A 15721-nucleotide genomic window follows, 5' to 3' on the forward strand; every position below is an offset into this window, starting at 1 on the left:
CATGAAAAAGGCACTATTATTCTTAACACTTGCACTGGTACTTGTTCTAGGAGCTTGCTCTTCGAAAAATGAGGATGCTTCTAAAGAACCTGAGAAAGATGGACCAACGACAGATTCAGGAACGATTACCTATGAATCTGAAGATGGCCCCATAGAAGTTCCAGCAAATCCACAGCGAGTTGTCGTTTTGTCATCATTTGCAGGACATGTTATGTCACTTGACGTTCCTATTGTAGGTGTGGACTCTTGGTCAAAAGATAATCCTCGATTTGAATCGAAATTGAAAGATGCTGAAGTTGTATCTGATGAAGATTTAGAGAAAATTATTGAACTAGAACCTGATTTAATCATCGGACTATCGCCAATGAATAATTTGGATCGGTTGAAAGAAATTGCTCCAGTAGTCACGTTCACTTACAACAAAGTCGATTATTTGACTCAATATGTTGAAATCGGTAAGTTACTGAACAAAGGTGAGGAAGCTCAAGAATGGGTCACTGATTTTAAAGCGCGTGCACAAGAAACTGGCGAAGAAATCAAAGCGAAAATCGGTGAGGACAAGACCGTTTCAGTTATTGAAAACTTTGACAAGCAACTCTATGTATATGGAGATAGCTGGGGACGCGGAACAGAAATACTCTATCAAGAGATGAAGCTACCGATGCCAGAAAAAGTCAAATCAGATGCATTAAAAGAAGGTTATTTCGCTCTTTCTTCTGAAGTACTTCCTGAATATATGGGGGACTACGTTATTTTAAGTCGCAATAACGATGGCGATAATTCCTTTATGGAAACTGAGACATATAAAAATACTCCAGCTGTTAAAGATGGTCATGTATTTGAAGCTGAGTTGAGTGAGTTCTACTTCAACGATCCTCTAACACTTGAGTATCAGCTTGAGTTTTTCAAAGAAAACTTTTTAAAGTAATCGTTATTCAAGAAGGATTCTTTCACCTTGAAAGGATCCTTTTCTTTTGCGAAAGGAGTCCTGGCTAATGAATCTGCGAACTATGCCATTTTCAATTAAATTCTTTATAGCTTGCATCGGATTGGTAGCTTCTCTATTCCTGGCAATGATACTGGGCGCAGCGAATATATCCGTTTCTGATGTGTGGCTAGCAATTATCGGCGATTCAAGTAAAAATAGTTTGATTTTACGAGAGATCCGTTTTCCACGCGAACTTGCTGCTTTATTAGTCGGTTCTGCATTGGCTGTTTCTGGTGCCATCATGCAAGGGATGACCAGAAACCCTCTAGCCGATCCAGGTTTACTTGGCTTAACAGCAGGTGCCAATGCTGCACTCGCCATTGCAATCGCCGTTGCTCCTTCCCTGAATTATTATGGGATTATGACTGCTTGTTTTTTAGGTGCAGCAGCTGGGGCCCTAGTGGTATTTGGCATCGCCTCTGCAAAACGTGGTGGCTTCTCACCTTTCCGACTTGTGTTGGCAGGTGCTGCAGTCTCAACGTTCTTTTTTGCGGTGGCTGAAGGTGTCGGAATCTATTTTAAGGTGTCAAAAGACATCTCCATGTGGACTGCTGGAGGTGTGATTGGTACTACTTGGTCTCAACTTCAAATTATTACTCCGGTGATTGTTATCGGGATAGGGATTGCCCTAATTTTGTCCAAGCAACTCACTCTACTCAGTTTAAATGAAGAAGTAGCTGTCGGATTGGGTCAGCATACATTCAGAATTAAAATGATTTTGTTCATCCTAATCATACTTCTCGCTGGATCTGCCGTTGCTCTAGTCGGAAATTTGGCGTTCGTGGGACTTATGATTCCGCATATCGTTCGCGCAATTGTTGGCACTGATTATCGGTTTATACTGCCAATGTCTGCAGTTGTTGGTGGTGCATTCATGTTGCTTGCCGATACATTAGGTCGGACGATGAACGCACCATACGAAACACCCGTTGCCTCTCTCGTTGCAGTCATGGGGTTGCCGTTCTTCCTAATTATCCTTCGTAAAGGAGGGCGAGCTTTTTCATGATTCAATCTAAAGTGTTAAGAAAGCAGCGTCTCTTATTGATCATATTTAGCCTCCTTACTCTCGGAACTGCAGTTGCAGCCATTGCACTCGGGCCAGCTTCCGTAGATCCTGGTCGCATCTTCCCTGCACTTTTCGGCAATGGGACATTTAAAGAAGAATTCGTTTTGTTTTCTATTCGTCTCCCTCGTATAGCTATAACGTTCTTAGCAGGAGCAGCCTTAGCGCTTTCTGGCGCGATTCTACAAGGAATCACACGAAATGACTTGGCGGATCCCGGAATTATTGGCATTAACGCAGGGGCCGGCACTTCCATTGCAATATTCTTTCTTTTTGTCCCTGTTGAAGCAGGTTCGTTTGTGTATTTGATGCCGATTGTCGGGTTAGTTGGGGCATTTTTGACCGCATTCCTAATCTATCTCTTCGCTTACGATAAAAAAACAGGGATGCAACCGGTCCGATTGGTGTTAACAGGTGTGGGGTTCTCTCTAGCACTATCCGGTGTCATGATTGTTCTTACTTCTTCAGCGGATCGTGACAAAGTTGATTTCATTGCAAAATGGTTAGCGGGAAATATTTGGGGGTCTGATTGGCCATTTGTCATTGCACTATTGCCCTGGTTACTTATTCTCGTACCGTTCGCGTTATATAAAGCGAACCGATTGAATGTATTAGGGTTAAGTGAATCTGTTGCCATTGGAATTGGTGTGTCTGTTGAGCGAGAACGTATTATTCTTCTCGTCACCGCAGTCGCGCTTGCAGCCTCAGCTGTTTCCGTTACTGGAGGAATTGCTTTTGTCGGGCTGATGGCTCCTCATATTGCAAAGTCATTGATTGGCCCACGCAGTCAGCTCTACCTTCCAATCGCTATTCTTCTAGGCGGCTGGTTGTTATTGCTTGCAGATACGATCGGGAGAAACGTATCCAGTGTAGGAATTATTCCAGCAGGATTAGTCGTCTCCTTAATCGGCGCTCCTTACTTTATCTATTTATTATTACGGAAATAACAAAAACACGATCCTCAAGTTTAGAGGATCGTGTTTTTTTAGTTAGCGTAATTTAGTTGCGCCACCGTCAACCATAATTGTTTGTCCAGTAATGTATGATGCATCTTCACTCGCAAGGAAGACTGCAACTCGACCAATATCGCCTTCCAATTCGCCAAGACGACGCATTGGAATGTTGTTGATCATTTTGTCAAACGCTTCAGGCTGGTCTTTTTTCCACTGTTGGATACCAGGTGAATTGGCAATCGGTGAAATCAAGTTGACGTTAATGCCGAACTGCCCCCATTCGTTAGCTGCTACACGAGTAATCGCACGAATCGCTTCTTTTGCAGCCGCATACGTACCTTGCATAACATCTCCGTTAATACCAGCACCTGAAGAGAAGTTAATAATTGTCCCTTCAGACTCTTTTAAGTGTGGGTATGCTGCTTGCATCAAGTAAAACGTTGGATAGAACCCAGTGTTAAAGGAGAAATCCATATCTGCTTGAGTTGCATCTGCTAACAATACTTGACGTGATGCGTGTGCATTATTGACAAGGATATCTAGTTTTCCATACTTGTCGACAACTGTTGCGATGATATCTTTCAGCTTGTCGCGATCTGTAAGGTCCGCTTGAATGAACATGCTTTCAGGTTGGAACTCCTGAAGTTCTTTCACCATTGCTTCGCCAGTTTCAGAGTTTAAGTCAACGATTGCCACTTTTGCGCCTTCTTTAACGTATGCTTTTGCCATACCACTTCCGATACCACCGGCACCTCCAGTGATTACTGCTACTTTACCATCTAATTTCCCCATTAATACCACTCCTTTTTTCATTACTACTTTAACACTTAAATAGTGTTGAATAAACTTTCTTGCCTCAGTATTCCCCTTTTTCACTTCAATACACAGAAGTACGAATTCACGGTAATGTAAGTATCGAGCCATGGTTATCTTTGCTCAACTCTGTATAAAATAAAAGCAAGTCAACTGCATCCCTTGATAACTCTATTGTTTTTTTGTTATGCTTCTATAGAGTATAATTTGCGAAAAAATAATTGACTGAACAGGAAGGAGATGTATGTATCGATTAGGAGGAATTGAATGAAATCAGTAACTGATAGTACAAATGAATATAACGAAGAAATAGAAGAACTGGAAAGTGACTATTCACTAGACAGAGTTCCTCGAGAAGACCGTACGAAAAGTTGGTTAAGCATTACCAACATTACATTCGGAATCGCAACTGCCATTTTTTACTTCCAGATGGGAAGTGTCATGGCTCTCTCTTATGGGGCAGCAAATGCTATGATTTCTTCAGCTTACGCAATCATTGTCGCAGGGATATTAGGAACAGTTATCGCCTATTTGTCTGCGAAGTCTGGGATGAATGTAAATCTACTGTCACGCGGTGGTGGTTTCGGATATATCGGATCCTCGCTTACGTCACTGATTTACGCATCTAACTTCATTATGTATTGTGCGTTTGAAGGGTTAATTTTAGTATCTGCAGTTCACCACTTTTTCCCTACCCTCCCAAAGTGGATTCTCATCATCGTGTTCGGATCAATCGTCATCCCCTTGAATTGGTTCGGAATTGAACAGCTTGATAAATTGCAAAAGTGGTCAATGCCAGTATTTGTCGTGTTTTTAATCACTGCAATCATTATCTCGTTTTATAAACCTGCCGTGTACACTGGAGCTGTATTCTCCTATATGCCTGAAGGTGTCACACTAGGTGGTACCGCATTACTTATGTGCATTGGTATGCATAATGGTATTATGGGTCTGACAGCTCTTCTCGCTTCAGATTATGCGCGTTTTTTAAAGCCTAAGGATATCAAACTAGGCTCTTTTATGATTGGTTTTATTCCTCAAATCTTTTGTTTTGGAGTAATGGGTGGTTTAGGCATCTGGTTTGGTGTCCGTTTTATGGAACCCGATCCAGGAGTTTATATTGTCCTGTTGCTCGGTATTGGCGGAGCTTTGTTTACTATGATTACTCAATTACGCATTAACGTTACGAATATTTACAGTAGCTCATTATCGCTCTCAAACTTCTTCGAAAACATGTTTAGGTTTACTCCCGGGCGGCGTTTTTGGGTCGTTGTGTCAGGGGTTAGCGCAATACTGCTTATGCTTGCAAATATTGTCGACCATTTAAGCACCATGATGACATTCCAAGGAGTATTTTTACTCTCTTGGGCAGCGATTCTAGTAACGGATGCTCTTGTCGTCAAAAAACTAATGAAGATCGGACCTAATTACTATGTTGCGCGTCAAGAATATTTGTATCGCTGGAATCCAGTCGGTGTAGTTTCACTATTAGTTGCAAGTCTTCTCGGAACCCTTGCCGCACTTGGATATATGGGCATATTCTTAGAGTCTACAGCAGCATTTTTCGCCGCTGTTCTTGCTTCAATACTTACTGTACTTCTCGCAAAGGTTACCAAAGGAAAGTATTATTTGCTTCGTGAGCCTGACAATATCCACGAAAAGGACCGCTTAGCTTAACTCGTTGTTTAAAATGCCTGTGATGACACTATTTTTTCGCATTTAAGAAAAGGAGGATGTTTTTACATTCTCCTTTTTTTATATTCTTTTGCATTTTCAATTCTTTATTGCTATATTTAATAACTGTGAAATCACTACAATTATCTTAGGGGGAATCATGAGAAAAATTTCAAACGTTTTTTACATTACGATCGGACTGATCATTTTGGCAGTTGGCTACGGTGTGCTCGCGCCGGAAAGCTTTGCCGCACAAACCGGAAAGATTCAAAACTTCGTCGCCTCTACCTTTGGTTGGTATTACCTCATGCTGTTATCCGTACTCGTTATCATTTGTCTGTTCCTGATCTTTAGTCCATTCGGGAAAATAAGACTTGGGAAAGATACAGACAAACCCGAGTTTTCAACAGTATCCTGGATTGCCATGCTATTTTCAGCAGGTATGGGCATCGGACTCGTCTTTTATGGAGCTGCAGAGCCACTTTCACACTACGCTGTTATGTCATCCACAGGTGAGCTCAATACACCAGCTGCATTTAAAGAAGGCTTACGTCAATCCTTTTTCCACTGGGGTATCCATGTGTGGGCAATGTACGGTTTTGTCGCCTTATCTCTAGCATTCTTCCAGTTCCGTAAGGGAGAACCTGGTTTAATTTCTTCAACATTAAAGCCGATTTTTGGGAATAAGATGAATGGCCCTTGGGGTGTTCTCGTGGATGTTCTCGCTGTGTTCGCAACCGCTTTCGGTGTTGCAACTACTCTCGGCTTTGGCGCTGTACAAATTAATGCAGGATTGAATTATTTGTTTGGAGTTGAAATAGGAACCCAGTCTCAATTCATCATCATTTTAGTTGTGACTGTACTTTTCATCATGTCAGCTTGGAGTGGGCTTAGTAAAGGGATTCAATACTTATCAAATCTGAATCTTGTACTTGCAATTGCTTTGCTAATTTTAGTTGTAATACTTGGTCCTACCTTATTAATCTTTAATATGTATTCAGACTCCCTAGGGGGTTATATGGCGAACTTTGTGAAAATGAGTTTCTCTACTTCTCCATTAAATCCAGAGAACCGTGAGTGGCTGGATATGTGGACCATCTTTTACTGGGCATGGTGGATTTCTTGGGCGCCTTTCGTTAGCATGTTCATCGCACGAGTCTCCAAGGGACGTACAATTCGTGAATTCATGATTGGTGTTATGATTGCACCGACAATTCTTTGCACGTTCTGGTTTACAGCTTTTGGAACGACTGCGATTGAAACTCAGAAAGCAGGAGTTGTCAATCTTGCGGATAAAGCTACTGAACTTGTGGTCTTTGAGCTATTTAACACATTACCTTGGGGTGCATTCATCTCCATTGTTGCAATTATCCTGATTGCTTCCTTCTTCATCACTTCTGCGGATTCAGCGACATTTGTGTTAGGAATGCAGTCCAGTTACGGATCACTGACACCGCCGAATAGTATCAAACTTATATGGGGTGTTCTTCAGTCGGCAATCGCGTTAATTTTACTTTCTGTTAATGGGTTAGATGCATTGCAGAATACGATTATTATTGCCGCCCTCCCCTTCTCGTTTGTCATCTTGTTGATGATCTTCTCTCTTATAAAAGCATTAAGTACAGAATTGGATCTCATTAAAGCAAAGCGGAAATAAAATAAGACGTCCTCGATTTCATTAATCGATGGACGTCTTTTTAATATGATTTTTTTAGGCACAAGAAACCAACTATGCATCCAACGTTTCGCAGCTTATCAAATTTTTTTTAGTAAACTATCCTATTATACAAAATAGAAAATTAGTAAACTTGACGAGCGTTGTGTTTTTCGGCAGTTTTGTAAGCGTCGTACATCCCCCATATCCACACAAGTGGATACGTGATAAAACCAATTAATACAAACATTAAAAGTGAATTGACAATTTGTACTCCAATTAGAATGAGACCTTTCAGGATCTGACCATTATATATCTGTCCGACACCGGTCCAAAAAAAGCTAAGTACAGCTGCTAGTCCTGGGCTTTTCATAATACGTTATTACCTCCTTCATTAAAAAAATATCCCGATTACAGCTAATGCTGCTACAATCCAAAATCCTCCGTTAGCAATCGCATCACTTGAAATAATCGGTTTTTTTTGCAAGAAGTCGATTGCGTGTATATCCTTTTTCAGTTCACTGATTTCGTCCTCCAACGCTCTCACTTTACTAGTAAGAGTTTGTACTTCTTCAGATACTGTACTTGGATAACGTTCTGATTCTGTCTTCTTCAATGCATTTTCATCCACCGTAACACATCTCCCCTCAAATAGACACAAATACACTTATGGAAAGTATATCAAGTATAATAGTCAGTAGATAGGTTTTCAGGCATTTTTTTCTGAATTGTTCATTATAATCTATGCTACACTTTGAGTTAACCCCTTTACCACAATTGTATGAACGTCTACGGGAGGTCTATCCATATGAATCAGGACGAACAGAAGGATCCAGGAGAAGCATCTCGAAAAAATCATTTCCCAGCAGACGATGACGATAATGTTTCTAATGCTAACGAAGATAACAAGATCACTGAATTAGAAGGACCCGAACTTACGCAAGAAGAAATAGAAGAAGAGAAGTTTCGCCAGCTTGTTTTAGAAGCGCAACGGGAAGCACTTGCAAAAGAAGCAGACCTTCGTAACAATCCACAACCAAGAAAACGTAGAGTTCCTAGATGGATTGTATGGCTCATGGCATTGGTTTTACTATTTCAGCCTGTCGTTTTCATTTTCGATATCTATTCATTACCAGCCATCGATTTTTTAAAAACATCTGCGAAGCTATCAAAACGTGAAGATATTACAAAGTGGAAACAATCCGTTGTTGTTGTATTGACCGAAGATGGAAAAGGAACTGGTTTTTCTGTATCCCCGGACGGGTTGATTGTGACAAATAATCATGTGGTCGAAAATACAAAACAGATTACAGTCTCATTTGAAGAGCAAGGTCGCTTTTCAGCCTCTCTTGTTGCTCAAGATTCCGTAAATGATTTGGCTATTTTACAGATTAAAAATCCACCAGATGTTCCAGCGCTAAAACTGGCGGAAAGTCCAACTTACACACCGGATACCAAAGTCAGGTTCATAGGAAATCCTTTAAACTTTTTTGGAATTGCAAATGAAGGAAAACTGATAGGAGAAAGTGAGTGGGCGGGGCGTAATGGGCCAATTATTCTATTGGATGCACCAGTTTACAGAGGAAACAGTGGAAGCCCCGTTTTCCAAAATAACGAGGTCATCGGTGTTGTCTTTGCGATAACGGAGCTTGACTCTTATGGAAAAGTTGGGATGTTCATACGGTCCAACGAAGTGTTGGAGTTATTGAAGGATATTGAATAGATAAAAGTGTCCGGAAGCTAATATAGCTTCCGGACACTTTGTTAGTATTCGTTTTTACGCTTATTCGTATTTTTCGTCGCTTTGTCCGCTTTCTTAAAGTCGTCCACATATTCTACTTCTTGAGCTGAAGAAAGTTTGTTATTTTTCTCAGTCATCATCTCATGTGGCTCTTTCTTTTCCGCCATTTGTCATCCTCCTTCAAAAACTAATGTACAATTAGTTTTTCCAAGTGAAGAAGAACGATTCCTGTCAGATCATTCCTGTTTGAATTCAGGCTCAAGGCGCTCCATGAATTCCTCAAGTGCACTATATCCTTGCTGTTTTAAATACCAGTTGTTTGCAGCTGCTTCGATAAGCCCAGCGACATCCCGCCCTGGTTGTAATTGGATTTGAATATAAGGTATTGGTACACCCATGTACTCTGTAAACTTCTCGTCTAATTCCAGTTCATTGTTAAGCGAGTTGTCTTTCCACTCTGTCAATTCGATATCGAGGGCGATTCTAGTCTCTTCTTGAAAAGCAGCACGTCCATATAAACGGACAACGTTCATTAAACCGATACTTCTAAGTGCCAAAAATTCCCGGTTTGTCTGGTTATGAGTACCGAGTAACGTTTGAGGACTGAGTTTTCGAAGTACGACGATGTCATCCGCTACAAGCCGGTGTCCCCTGCCAATCAGTGTATGAGCAGTCTCGCTCTTTCCTACGCCTGATTTACCACGAAGTAAAATTCCAATTCCAGCTACATTGACGACTACTCCATGAATTGCGATTTCTTCTGCCATCGAGCTAATGACAAATGCGTCCAATTTTGCACTCGCCACACCCATAGAGTCTGGAGTTCTTAAAACAGGAATCCCGTTCTCCGTACAATAGGTATGTAATCCATAAGGTTGTTCCTGATTGGAGGTGATTAAAATACAAGGTGGATCATATTCGACAAGATTCGAAATTCTGCGTTTGCATTCATCATCAGTAAGCGTATGTAAATAGTTGACCTCGTTTTTACCGAGTATTTGAATATGGCCTCTCGCGATGAACTCAAACGTATCCATGAATTCCAGTCCTGGACGACGAACTTTTGTTTTTTTAAGCGGTCTTTCCAAGTGGTCGCTTCCGGATAGAATTTCGAATGAAAATTGATGTACAATGTTTTGTACGGTTAGCTGTATCATGAAGGAACACCTTTCCTGAACGGTTTGTTTAGACTCAGTTTATCATAAACGATTTTCAAATGCAGTGATGTATTTTATTTTTCTAAAATCTAAGTTCAAGATCCTCTTTCGATATAACAAGAACTATTCAAAGAAAATAAAAAAGAATTTTTAAAAATAGGTTTATAGGTTGTTTTGCCGGGTATAGATTACTACAAGGCGAAATCCTGGAAGGCGCTAAGCGCTTACTTGGAGAAATGCACAGCCTTGGCGGAAAATTTGCTGTACTGACGAAGCATCACCGTAAGAAGAGTTACGAGTGTTTGTAAGACCAGTAAGAAGTAAGTTTTTTGTGCAAGTGCAACCTAAACAACCGTTTCTCTTCGATTTAAAGAACGATGAAGTGAAATGCGTGCAAGAAGAGTTTGCAGTACGCTTTCGATTTACCCGTCAGCTACACGCAACTAGTTAAAACAAATTTTCCGCGAATGAAGAGGCGTCCGATATATGGACGCCTCTTCTTCATTTCTCAAACTCAGGTGAGGTTTTGGATTCACTTCATCTTTTTCATGAAAAACGGTTTTCCTATACGTTCCACTAAGCCTGGAGCTATTGCATGAAGTTTGCTAGTCAGACCCATCACCCTTGGTAAATCTACTTGCCGTCTTGGCTGATGAACCGCATTTACGACAACTTTGGCTACTTCCTCTACAGTAAGCAAATGCTTACCAACTTCCCCTCTGTAGGTACCACTATCATCTGCTTTGTCTAAAAAGGCTGTATCAATTGGACCAGGATGAATAACAGATACGTCGATTCCATATTGGGCAACTTCCATACGTAACGCATTCGTGTATCCAATCAATGCATGTTTCGTCGCTGCATAGACAGCGGCTTTTGGTGTCGCCACTTTTCCTGCTTGGGAACCAATATAAATTAGATGTCCACCTCTACGTTCCATCCATGACGGTAGTATCCTTTGTGTCAGCTGTATCGGTGCTGTCACGTTCAATGAAAACATTAGCTCAACCTGACTATCTTCAGTTTCATGAGCAAGTGCAAACTTTGCAACTCCTGCCGAAAAAATAATTATGTCTGGCATCATTATCTCACGGATAAGTAGATCAGTCGCACCGTTGCTAGTTAGATCTAGTTGAATCGCTACCGCTCCTCTGGCCTCCAGTTCAGCAAGAACCTCTTCTGAACGCCCCGTAACTTGGACACGATGACCTTCAGCAAGGAGTCTCACTGCAGTTTCATATCCTACTCCACTTGTCGCCCCTGTTATTAAAATTGTTTTACGCTTGTTCATACCGATCGATTCCCTGATTATCTGTTTTTCGGACAACCCGACCTAATTCTAATAAGTAATCCATCTGACCAAGTGTCTCTGAAAGTGTGAGACCAAGTTCTCTTTTATACGCCGAAGGGAATAATTGTACCGTCAGTTCAAAGACAGACTGAGGACCATCATTCAGCATATCGTATACTTTCATCGCTCGCTCATGTTGCTTCTGCAGTCGCTTCTCAATAAGTCCATGAACACCCGTTACAGGCATTCCATGTCCGCTGTAAACCTTCTCTACAGGCAGGTCAAGCAATCGTTTTAATGAATCATTATACTGCAACATTGTTTTTGGTCGCGGATATTCAGGGCCTTTCGGAGGTTCTACGAGTGGATTGGAAGAAACTTTTTCCAGCAATAAATCACCACCGATGAGTTCGTTCCGTTCAGGATTCCAAAATGATAAATGACTTTGAGCATGCCCTAACGTCTCAAGAGTCGTCCACCCAGGATGTCCCGGTATTTCGTCCCCTTCAGTTAAAATATGATCAAGTGGACGCTCTGCCATGAAATCAGCAGCGCGTTTCATCTTCCCCACAATTCCTAACGCTTTTTCAGGAACCCCTTGCTCAATAAATCGCTCCATATAAAATTGGTCGTGAAATTTTATAAAATCTGGGTCTCTCGTTAGCCAGAGATTGTTGTACTCATGGCCGTAAAGTTCTGCGTTCGGAAATGCATCCGCCCAACCAGAATGATCTGGATGATGATGAGTAAGAATGACTTGTTCAATATCCTCCAACGTATAACCGGATTCTTTAAGCCCTGCCTTTATTGCTTCAAGAGCTTCGGGTGTCTTCGGACCCGCATCGAATAGACTCAGTGTATCGGCTTTAACTAAAAATGCATTAACATCGCCAACAGCATATGGCGTTGGTATCGTCAGTTGTTGAATCATGGTTTTGCCTCCATTATTGAATCGCTATTCAGTTCATTGTACATGCTTTTTGTACGTTCGTCATGTCTTAATAACTGAATCGTCTGTTGACTTATTTCAATAATCGCATACACTGATTGAATACACTCATCTAGGAAAAGAGGGAATTCCATGGAAAAAATCGTATTTGTCGGTGCCGGATCGATGGTGGAAGCAGTGATTGCAGGAATTTGTAAGCAAGGAACTGTCACGCCAGCTAATGTTTTTGTCATGAACCGAGCAGATGATGCACGCCTTCACTTGTTACAAAATACGTATGGCATCTCAATTGTCAGTGCGGAAAAAAATGAGCTCCGAAACGCTGATTTAGTCGTACTGGCTACTAAACCTAAAGATGTTTATACCGCAATGGAACATATTTCTCCTTTACTTAACAAACATGCAGTTGTCCTTTCTGTACTAGCTGGTGTTTCAATAGAGACGATTGAATTAGGTCTAGGTGAACACGCGATTGCTCGCTCCATGCCGAACACCTCGGCAACAATTGGGAAGTCGGCAACTGGGATCGCATTCAATAGTTCGATGAAATCCAAAGAGAAGGAAGAAATTCTTGAATTATTAAGTTCGATTGGTATCGTAGCGGAAGTTGAAGAGGATGACCTACATGCTGTTACAGCCCTTTCCGGTAGCGGGCCTGCCTATATCTACTATTTAGCAGAAGCCTTAGAGACAGCTGCTATGCGTGCTGGAATTGAACAGCCGATTGCGCGCGACCTGATTATCCAGACAATCGAAGGGGCTGCATGTATGTTAAGACAAACTCAAGAGGAGCCAGCACTTCTAAGAGAAAACGTAACAAGCCCAGGTGGTACGACAGAAGCAGGACTTCGTGCACTCACTTCAGCAGGATTCCAGGAAGCAATTTTCAGTTGCATCAAACATGCTGAAAAACGCTCTAGAGAGCTTGGTTCTACTGAGGTTAAAGAGAGTACAAGTTCTTCCTAAAGGATTTTCTAACCTTTTTTGCTATAGTAGAGTCATTCATGAAAAGGAGTGACTCGGAAATGGCTAAATTATTTGAACCGTACACGATCCGAAATCTTACATTAAAAAATAGAATCGCGATGTCTCCGATGTGTATGTATTCTTCTCATAACGAAGACGGTAAAGTTGAAGATTGGCATCGTGTCCATTATGGCCCAAGAGCTGTCGGTCAATCAGGGTTGATTATCTTGGAAGCTACAGCCGTTCAGCCACAAGGACGTATTAGTGCACAAGACCTCGGAATCTGGAATGACACCCATATTGAGGGTTTGACTGAACTGACTCGCCTCATTAAACAAAACGGTGCTGCAGCAGGAATCCAGCTTGCGCATGCCGGCAGGAAAGCGACGGTAAATGGTGATATCCAAGCGCCGAGTGCCATCGCGTTTAGCGATGAATACAAAACACCTGTCGCAATGAGCAAGGAAGCTATAGCAGAAACGGTTAACGCATTTGCACTAGCTGCAAAACGAGCATCTGATGCAGGATTCGATTTACTAGAGCTTCACGGAGCGCATGGTTATCTCATCAATGAATTCCTATCTCCCCTTTCCAATCATCGTACTGATGAATATGGTGGAAACGCAGAAAATCGATATCGCTTCTTGAGCGAAATCATTGATGCCGTCAGAAAAACATGGGAAGGTCCATTATTTGTTCGGATATCTGCCGAAGATTATACAGAAGGTGGCATGACTTCTGAGCAGTACATTGAAATGGCGAAGTGGATGAAGAACCAAGGCGTAGACTTGATTGACGTGAGTTCTGGAGCTGTTGTTCCTGCAAAAATCGATCCATTCCCCGGCTACCAAGTGCCTTATTCTGAAACGATACGAACAGGTGCTGAAATCGCAACTGCCGCAGTGGGCTTGATCACCTCGGGATTGCAAGCTGAAGAAATCTTGAGAAATGAACGTGCTGATCTCATTTTAATCGGTAGAGAACTGTTACGAGACCCGTATTGGCCGTATCAAGCTGCCCGTGAACTTCATACAGAAATTGAGGCTCCTACGCAATATAGCAGAGCCTGGAGATTTTAACCTGAAGTTTTATTGGAGTATAATTCCAAGCTGATATATAGGTGCCAATCTCTTCATAATGTAAAAGATTACTATGAAAACCGTTTCTGCTTAGATCTACCCTGTTCAGTTGAGAGTTACAAAACACAAAGTAAAGCAACAAAAAGACCGCTAATTTTCATATGAATTAGCGGTCTTTTAAATTTCAATATTTAAACGTTCGAACGGATATCGAGCATATTTCAACAATCCAATAGACACAAGAATCATACGACTTACACTAATTATTGAATGACGCACATAACGTATTAAAATCGCTGCTAATTCAGTGGTCAATATGTAGGGAATTGAAATGATTTCTTTAATTTTGGTAGCAAAAATTCCTCACTATGGCCAAACTAAAAGGTTAGTTAAATGGTACAGGATTCAAACAATATCGCGTTAATTTCTTAAAATAATATAGACTAAATAAATAATGTAGACTGCAACAAGTACCATTCCTTCACGCTTTCCAATTTTGAAACCAGTTCGTGAAAAAATCAATAATACAACAGTCAGTACAATCATAAACACAACATCAATTAGTACCTTATCGTTCACCGCTAATGGAGAAATTATAGACGAGGTACCAAGTACAAATAGTATGTTAAAAATATTACTCCCTACGATATTCCCAAGCGCAATTTCACTTTCTTTTTTCAAGGCAGCTGTAATAGATGTGACAAGTTCAGGAAGAGATGTCCCTATTGCAATAATTGTTAGTCCCACCAATGTTTCACTCATACCAAGAGAGTAGGCAATTTTGGTACCATTATCCACTACCAAATCCCCTCCAAATATAATTGCAGCCAGCCCTAATATAGTAATTATTATATTTTTACCCCAGCTGATGTTATCAGGTACAGGTTCATTCATCGCATTTTTCCGGCTTTTTAGTCCAATCTCAATCACATAATACATAAAAATGGAAAGGAACAGCAAAAAGATGAACCCATCACCGCGTGAAATCATGTTGCTGCTGAACCCCTGCAATGCAATGTCACTCATAAGAATAAGCATTGCCACACTTGCGAGTAAGGTAAATGGAATTTCTTTTCTAATCGTCTCACTTTCAACCTTCAAAGGATATAGAATAGCAGCTACTCCAACAACGAGAGTAATGTTAAAAATATTGCTGCCAACTACGTTTCCCACTGCAACATCTGCAGTTCCTTCCAGTGCTGCAATAATACTGACAGTCGCTTCTGGAGAACTTGTCCCAAAAGCTACAATTGTTAACCCGATTAAAATAGGCGGAACTTGGAGCAGTCTTGCGATATTGGAAGATCCGTCAACAAAATAGCCAGCTCCTTTTATCAACAATGTAAATCCAACAATTAATAAAAAATATGCCATTAGTTTGTTTTGCCCCTAT

At 41.1% G+C, this 15721-nt stretch carries 16 protein-coding genes; 8 read left to right on the forward strand and 8 right to left on the reverse strand.

Features of this window, described 5'->3' with window-relative positions; translation table 11 throughout:
- Position 1: 1 nt before the first annotated feature.
- The 3 genes from N693_RS0110165 to N693_RS0110175 all read left to right on the forward strand — a co-directional run bounded on the left by N693_RS0110165 (position 2) and on the right by N693_RS0110175 (position 2998).
- Positions 2-928, forward strand: coding sequence for an iron-hydroxamate ABC transporter substrate-binding protein (locus N693_RS0110165; RefSeq protein WP_025784673.1), 927 nt, complete (start codon positions 2-4; stop codon positions 926-928).
- 67 nt (positions 929-995) lie between these two features.
- Complete coding sequence (locus N693_RS0110170) at positions 996-1994, forward strand: iron ABC transporter permease (RefSeq protein WP_025784674.1); 999 nt, start codon at positions 996-998, stop codon at positions 1992-1994.
- Positions 1991-2998 carry an iron ABC transporter permease gene (locus tag N693_RS0110175; protein WP_025784675.1) on the forward strand — a complete coding sequence of 336 codons (1008 nt, stop codon included), beginning with the start codon at positions 1991-1993 and terminating at the stop codon, positions 2996-2998. Before N693_RS0110170 ends, N693_RS0110175 begins: the two co-directional genes overlap by 4 nt.
- Before the next feature lie 42 nt (positions 2999-3040).
- Here N693_RS0110175 and N693_RS0110180 read toward each other — a convergent pair whose 3' ends face one another.
- Positions 3041-3796, reverse strand: coding sequence for an SDR family NAD(P)-dependent oxidoreductase (locus N693_RS0110180; RefSeq protein ID WP_025784676.1), 756 nt, complete (start codon positions 3794-3796; stop codon positions 3041-3043).
- Positions 3797-4084: 288 nt separating this feature from the next.
- Between N693_RS0110180 and N693_RS0110185 the strand changes: the two genes are divergently transcribed.
- Together N693_RS0110185 and N693_RS0110190 are read left to right on the forward strand one after the other, a co-directional pair.
- Complete coding sequence (locus tag N693_RS0110185; protein WP_025784677.1) at positions 4085-5494, forward strand: cytosine permease; 1410 nt, start codon at positions 4085-4087, stop codon at positions 5492-5494.
- A gap of 157 nt (positions 5495-5651) precedes the next feature.
- Positions 5652-7148: a BCCT family transporter gene (locus N693_RS0110190; RefSeq protein ID WP_025784678.1), complete on the forward strand. Its 1497-nt coding sequence runs from the start codon at positions 5652-5654 to the stop codon at positions 7146-7148.
- 142 nt (positions 7149-7290) lie between these two features.
- On the opposite strand, the gene N693_RS0110195 is transcribed toward N693_RS0110190, so the two are convergent.
- Together N693_RS0110195 and N693_RS0110200 are read right to left on the reverse strand one after the other, a co-directional pair.
- Positions 7291-7518 (reverse strand): hypothetical protein, encoded by a 228-nt coding sequence (locus N693_RS0110195; protein WP_037593030.1) that lies wholly within the window; start codon positions 7516-7518, stop codon positions 7291-7293.
- 21 nt (positions 7519-7539) lie between these two features.
- Entirely contained in the window at positions 7540-7776 is a 237-nt protein-coding gene (locus N693_RS0110200; RefSeq protein ID WP_025784680.1) for a hypothetical protein, read from the reverse strand.
- A gap of 177 nt (positions 7777-7953) precedes the next feature.
- Between N693_RS0110200 and N693_RS0110205 the strand changes: the two genes are divergently transcribed.
- A complete protein-coding gene (locus N693_RS0110205) occupies positions 7954-8868 on the forward strand; it encodes a S1C family serine protease (protein ID WP_051508721.1) in 915 nt (304 codons plus the stop codon).
- A gap of 41 nt (positions 8869-8909) precedes the next feature.
- On the opposite strand, the gene N693_RS19980 is transcribed toward N693_RS0110205, so the two are convergent.
- The 4 genes from N693_RS19980 to N693_RS0110225 form a co-directional block, all read right to left on the reverse strand.
- Positions 8910-9053, reverse strand: a complete 144-nt coding sequence (locus tag N693_RS19980; RefSeq protein ID WP_081760201.1) for a YfhE family protein — start codon at positions 9051-9053, stop codon at positions 8910-8912.
- 69 nt (positions 9054-9122) lie between these two features.
- Positions 9123-10043 carry an HPr(Ser) kinase/phosphatase gene (hprK, locus tag N693_RS0110215; protein WP_025784682.1) on the reverse strand — a complete coding sequence of 307 codons (921 nt, stop codon included), beginning with the start codon at positions 10041-10043 and terminating at the stop codon, positions 9123-9125.
- A 532-nt stretch (positions 10044-10575) separates the two neighbouring features.
- A complete protein-coding gene (locus N693_RS0110220) occupies positions 10576-11334 on the reverse strand; it encodes an SDR family oxidoreductase (protein WP_025784683.1) in 759 nt (252 codons plus the stop codon).
- On the reverse strand, positions 11321-12265 hold the full coding sequence (locus N693_RS0110225) for an MBL fold metallo-hydrolase (RefSeq protein ID WP_025784684.1): 945 nt from the start codon (positions 12263-12265) through the stop codon (positions 11321-11323). The genes N693_RS0110220 and N693_RS0110225 overlap by 14 nt, the downstream gene beginning before the upstream one ends.
- A 150-nt stretch (positions 12266-12415) precedes the next feature.
- Here N693_RS0110225 and proC point away from each other — a divergent pair, with 150 nt between their 5' ends.
- The gene (proC, locus tag N693_RS0110230; protein ID WP_025784685.1) at positions 12416-13249 is read left to right on the forward strand and encodes a pyrroline-5-carboxylate reductase; all 834 of its coding nucleotides are present in this window, start codon (positions 12416-12418) and stop codon (positions 13247-13249) included.
- 59 nt (positions 13250-13308) lie between these two features.
- Positions 13309-14328: an NADPH dehydrogenase NamA gene (namA, locus tag N693_RS0110235; protein ID WP_025784686.1), complete on the forward strand. Its 1020-nt coding sequence runs from the start codon at positions 13309-13311 to the stop codon at positions 14326-14328.
- Positions 14329-14748: 420 nt separating this feature from the next.
- Here the strand turns inward: namA and N693_RS0110240 are convergent, their stop codons facing one another.
- Positions 14749-15702, reverse strand: a complete 954-nt coding sequence (locus N693_RS0110240; protein WP_025784687.1) for a calcium/sodium antiporter — start codon at positions 15700-15702, stop codon at positions 14749-14751.
- Positions 15703-15721 lie beyond the last annotated feature (19 nt).

The organism is Sporosarcina sp. D27 (assembly GCF_000586555.1).
Classification (GTDB): domain Bacteria; phylum Bacillota; class Bacilli; order Bacillales_A; family Planococcaceae; genus Sporosarcina.

Coding starts and splice junctions, on each gene's coding strand:
- N693_RS0110165 (WP_025784673.1), top strand. CDS start 2: ATGAAAAAGGCACTATTATTCTTAACACTTGCACTGGTACTTGTTCTA.
- N693_RS0110170 (WP_025784674.1), top strand. CDS start 996: ATGAATCTGCGAACTATGCCATTTTCAATTAAATTCTTTATAGCTTGC.
- N693_RS0110175 (WP_025784675.1), top strand. CDS start 1,991: ATGATTCAATCTAAAGTGTTAAGAAAGCAGCGTCTCTTATTGATCATA.
- N693_RS0110180 (WP_025784676.1), bottom strand. CDS start 3,796: ATGGGGAAATTAGATGGTAAAGTAGCAGTAATCACTGGAGGTGCCGGT.
- N693_RS0110185 (WP_025784677.1), top strand. CDS start 4,085: ATGAAATCAGTAACTGATAGTACAAATGAATATAACGAAGAAATAGAA.
- N693_RS0110190 (WP_025784678.1), top strand. CDS start 5,652: ATGAGAAAAATTTCAAACGTTTTTTACATTACGATCGGACTGATCATT.
- N693_RS0110195 (WP_037593030.1), bottom strand. CDS start 7,518: ATGAAAAGCCCAGGACTAGCAGCTGTACTTAGCTTTTTTTGGACCGGT.
- N693_RS0110205 (WP_051508721.1), top strand. CDS start 7,954: ATGAATCAGGACGAACAGAAGGATCCAGGAGAAGCATCTCGAAAAAAT.
- N693_RS19980 (WP_081760201.1), bottom strand. CDS start 9,053: ATGGCGGAAAAGAAAGAGCCACATGAGATGATGACTGAGAAAAATAAC.
- hprK (WP_025784682.1), bottom strand. CDS start 10,043: ATGATACAGCTAACCGTACAAAACATTGTACATCAATTTTCATTCGAA.
- N693_RS0110220 (WP_025784683.1), bottom strand. CDS start 11,334: ATGAACAAGCGTAAAACAATTTTAATAACAGGGGCGACAAGTGGAGTA.
- N693_RS0110225 (WP_025784684.1), bottom strand. CDS start 12,265: ATGATTCAACAACTGACGATACCAACGCCATATGCTGTTGGCGATGTT.
- proC (WP_025784685.1), top strand. CDS start 12,416: ATGGAAAAAATCGTATTTGTCGGTGCCGGATCGATGGTGGAAGCAGTG.
- namA (WP_025784686.1), top strand. CDS start 13,309: ATGGCTAAATTATTTGAACCGTACACGATCCGAAATCTTACATTAAAA.
- N693_RS0110240 (WP_025784687.1), bottom strand. CDS start 15,702: ATGGCATATTTTTTATTAATTGTTGGATTTACATTGTTGATAAAAGGA.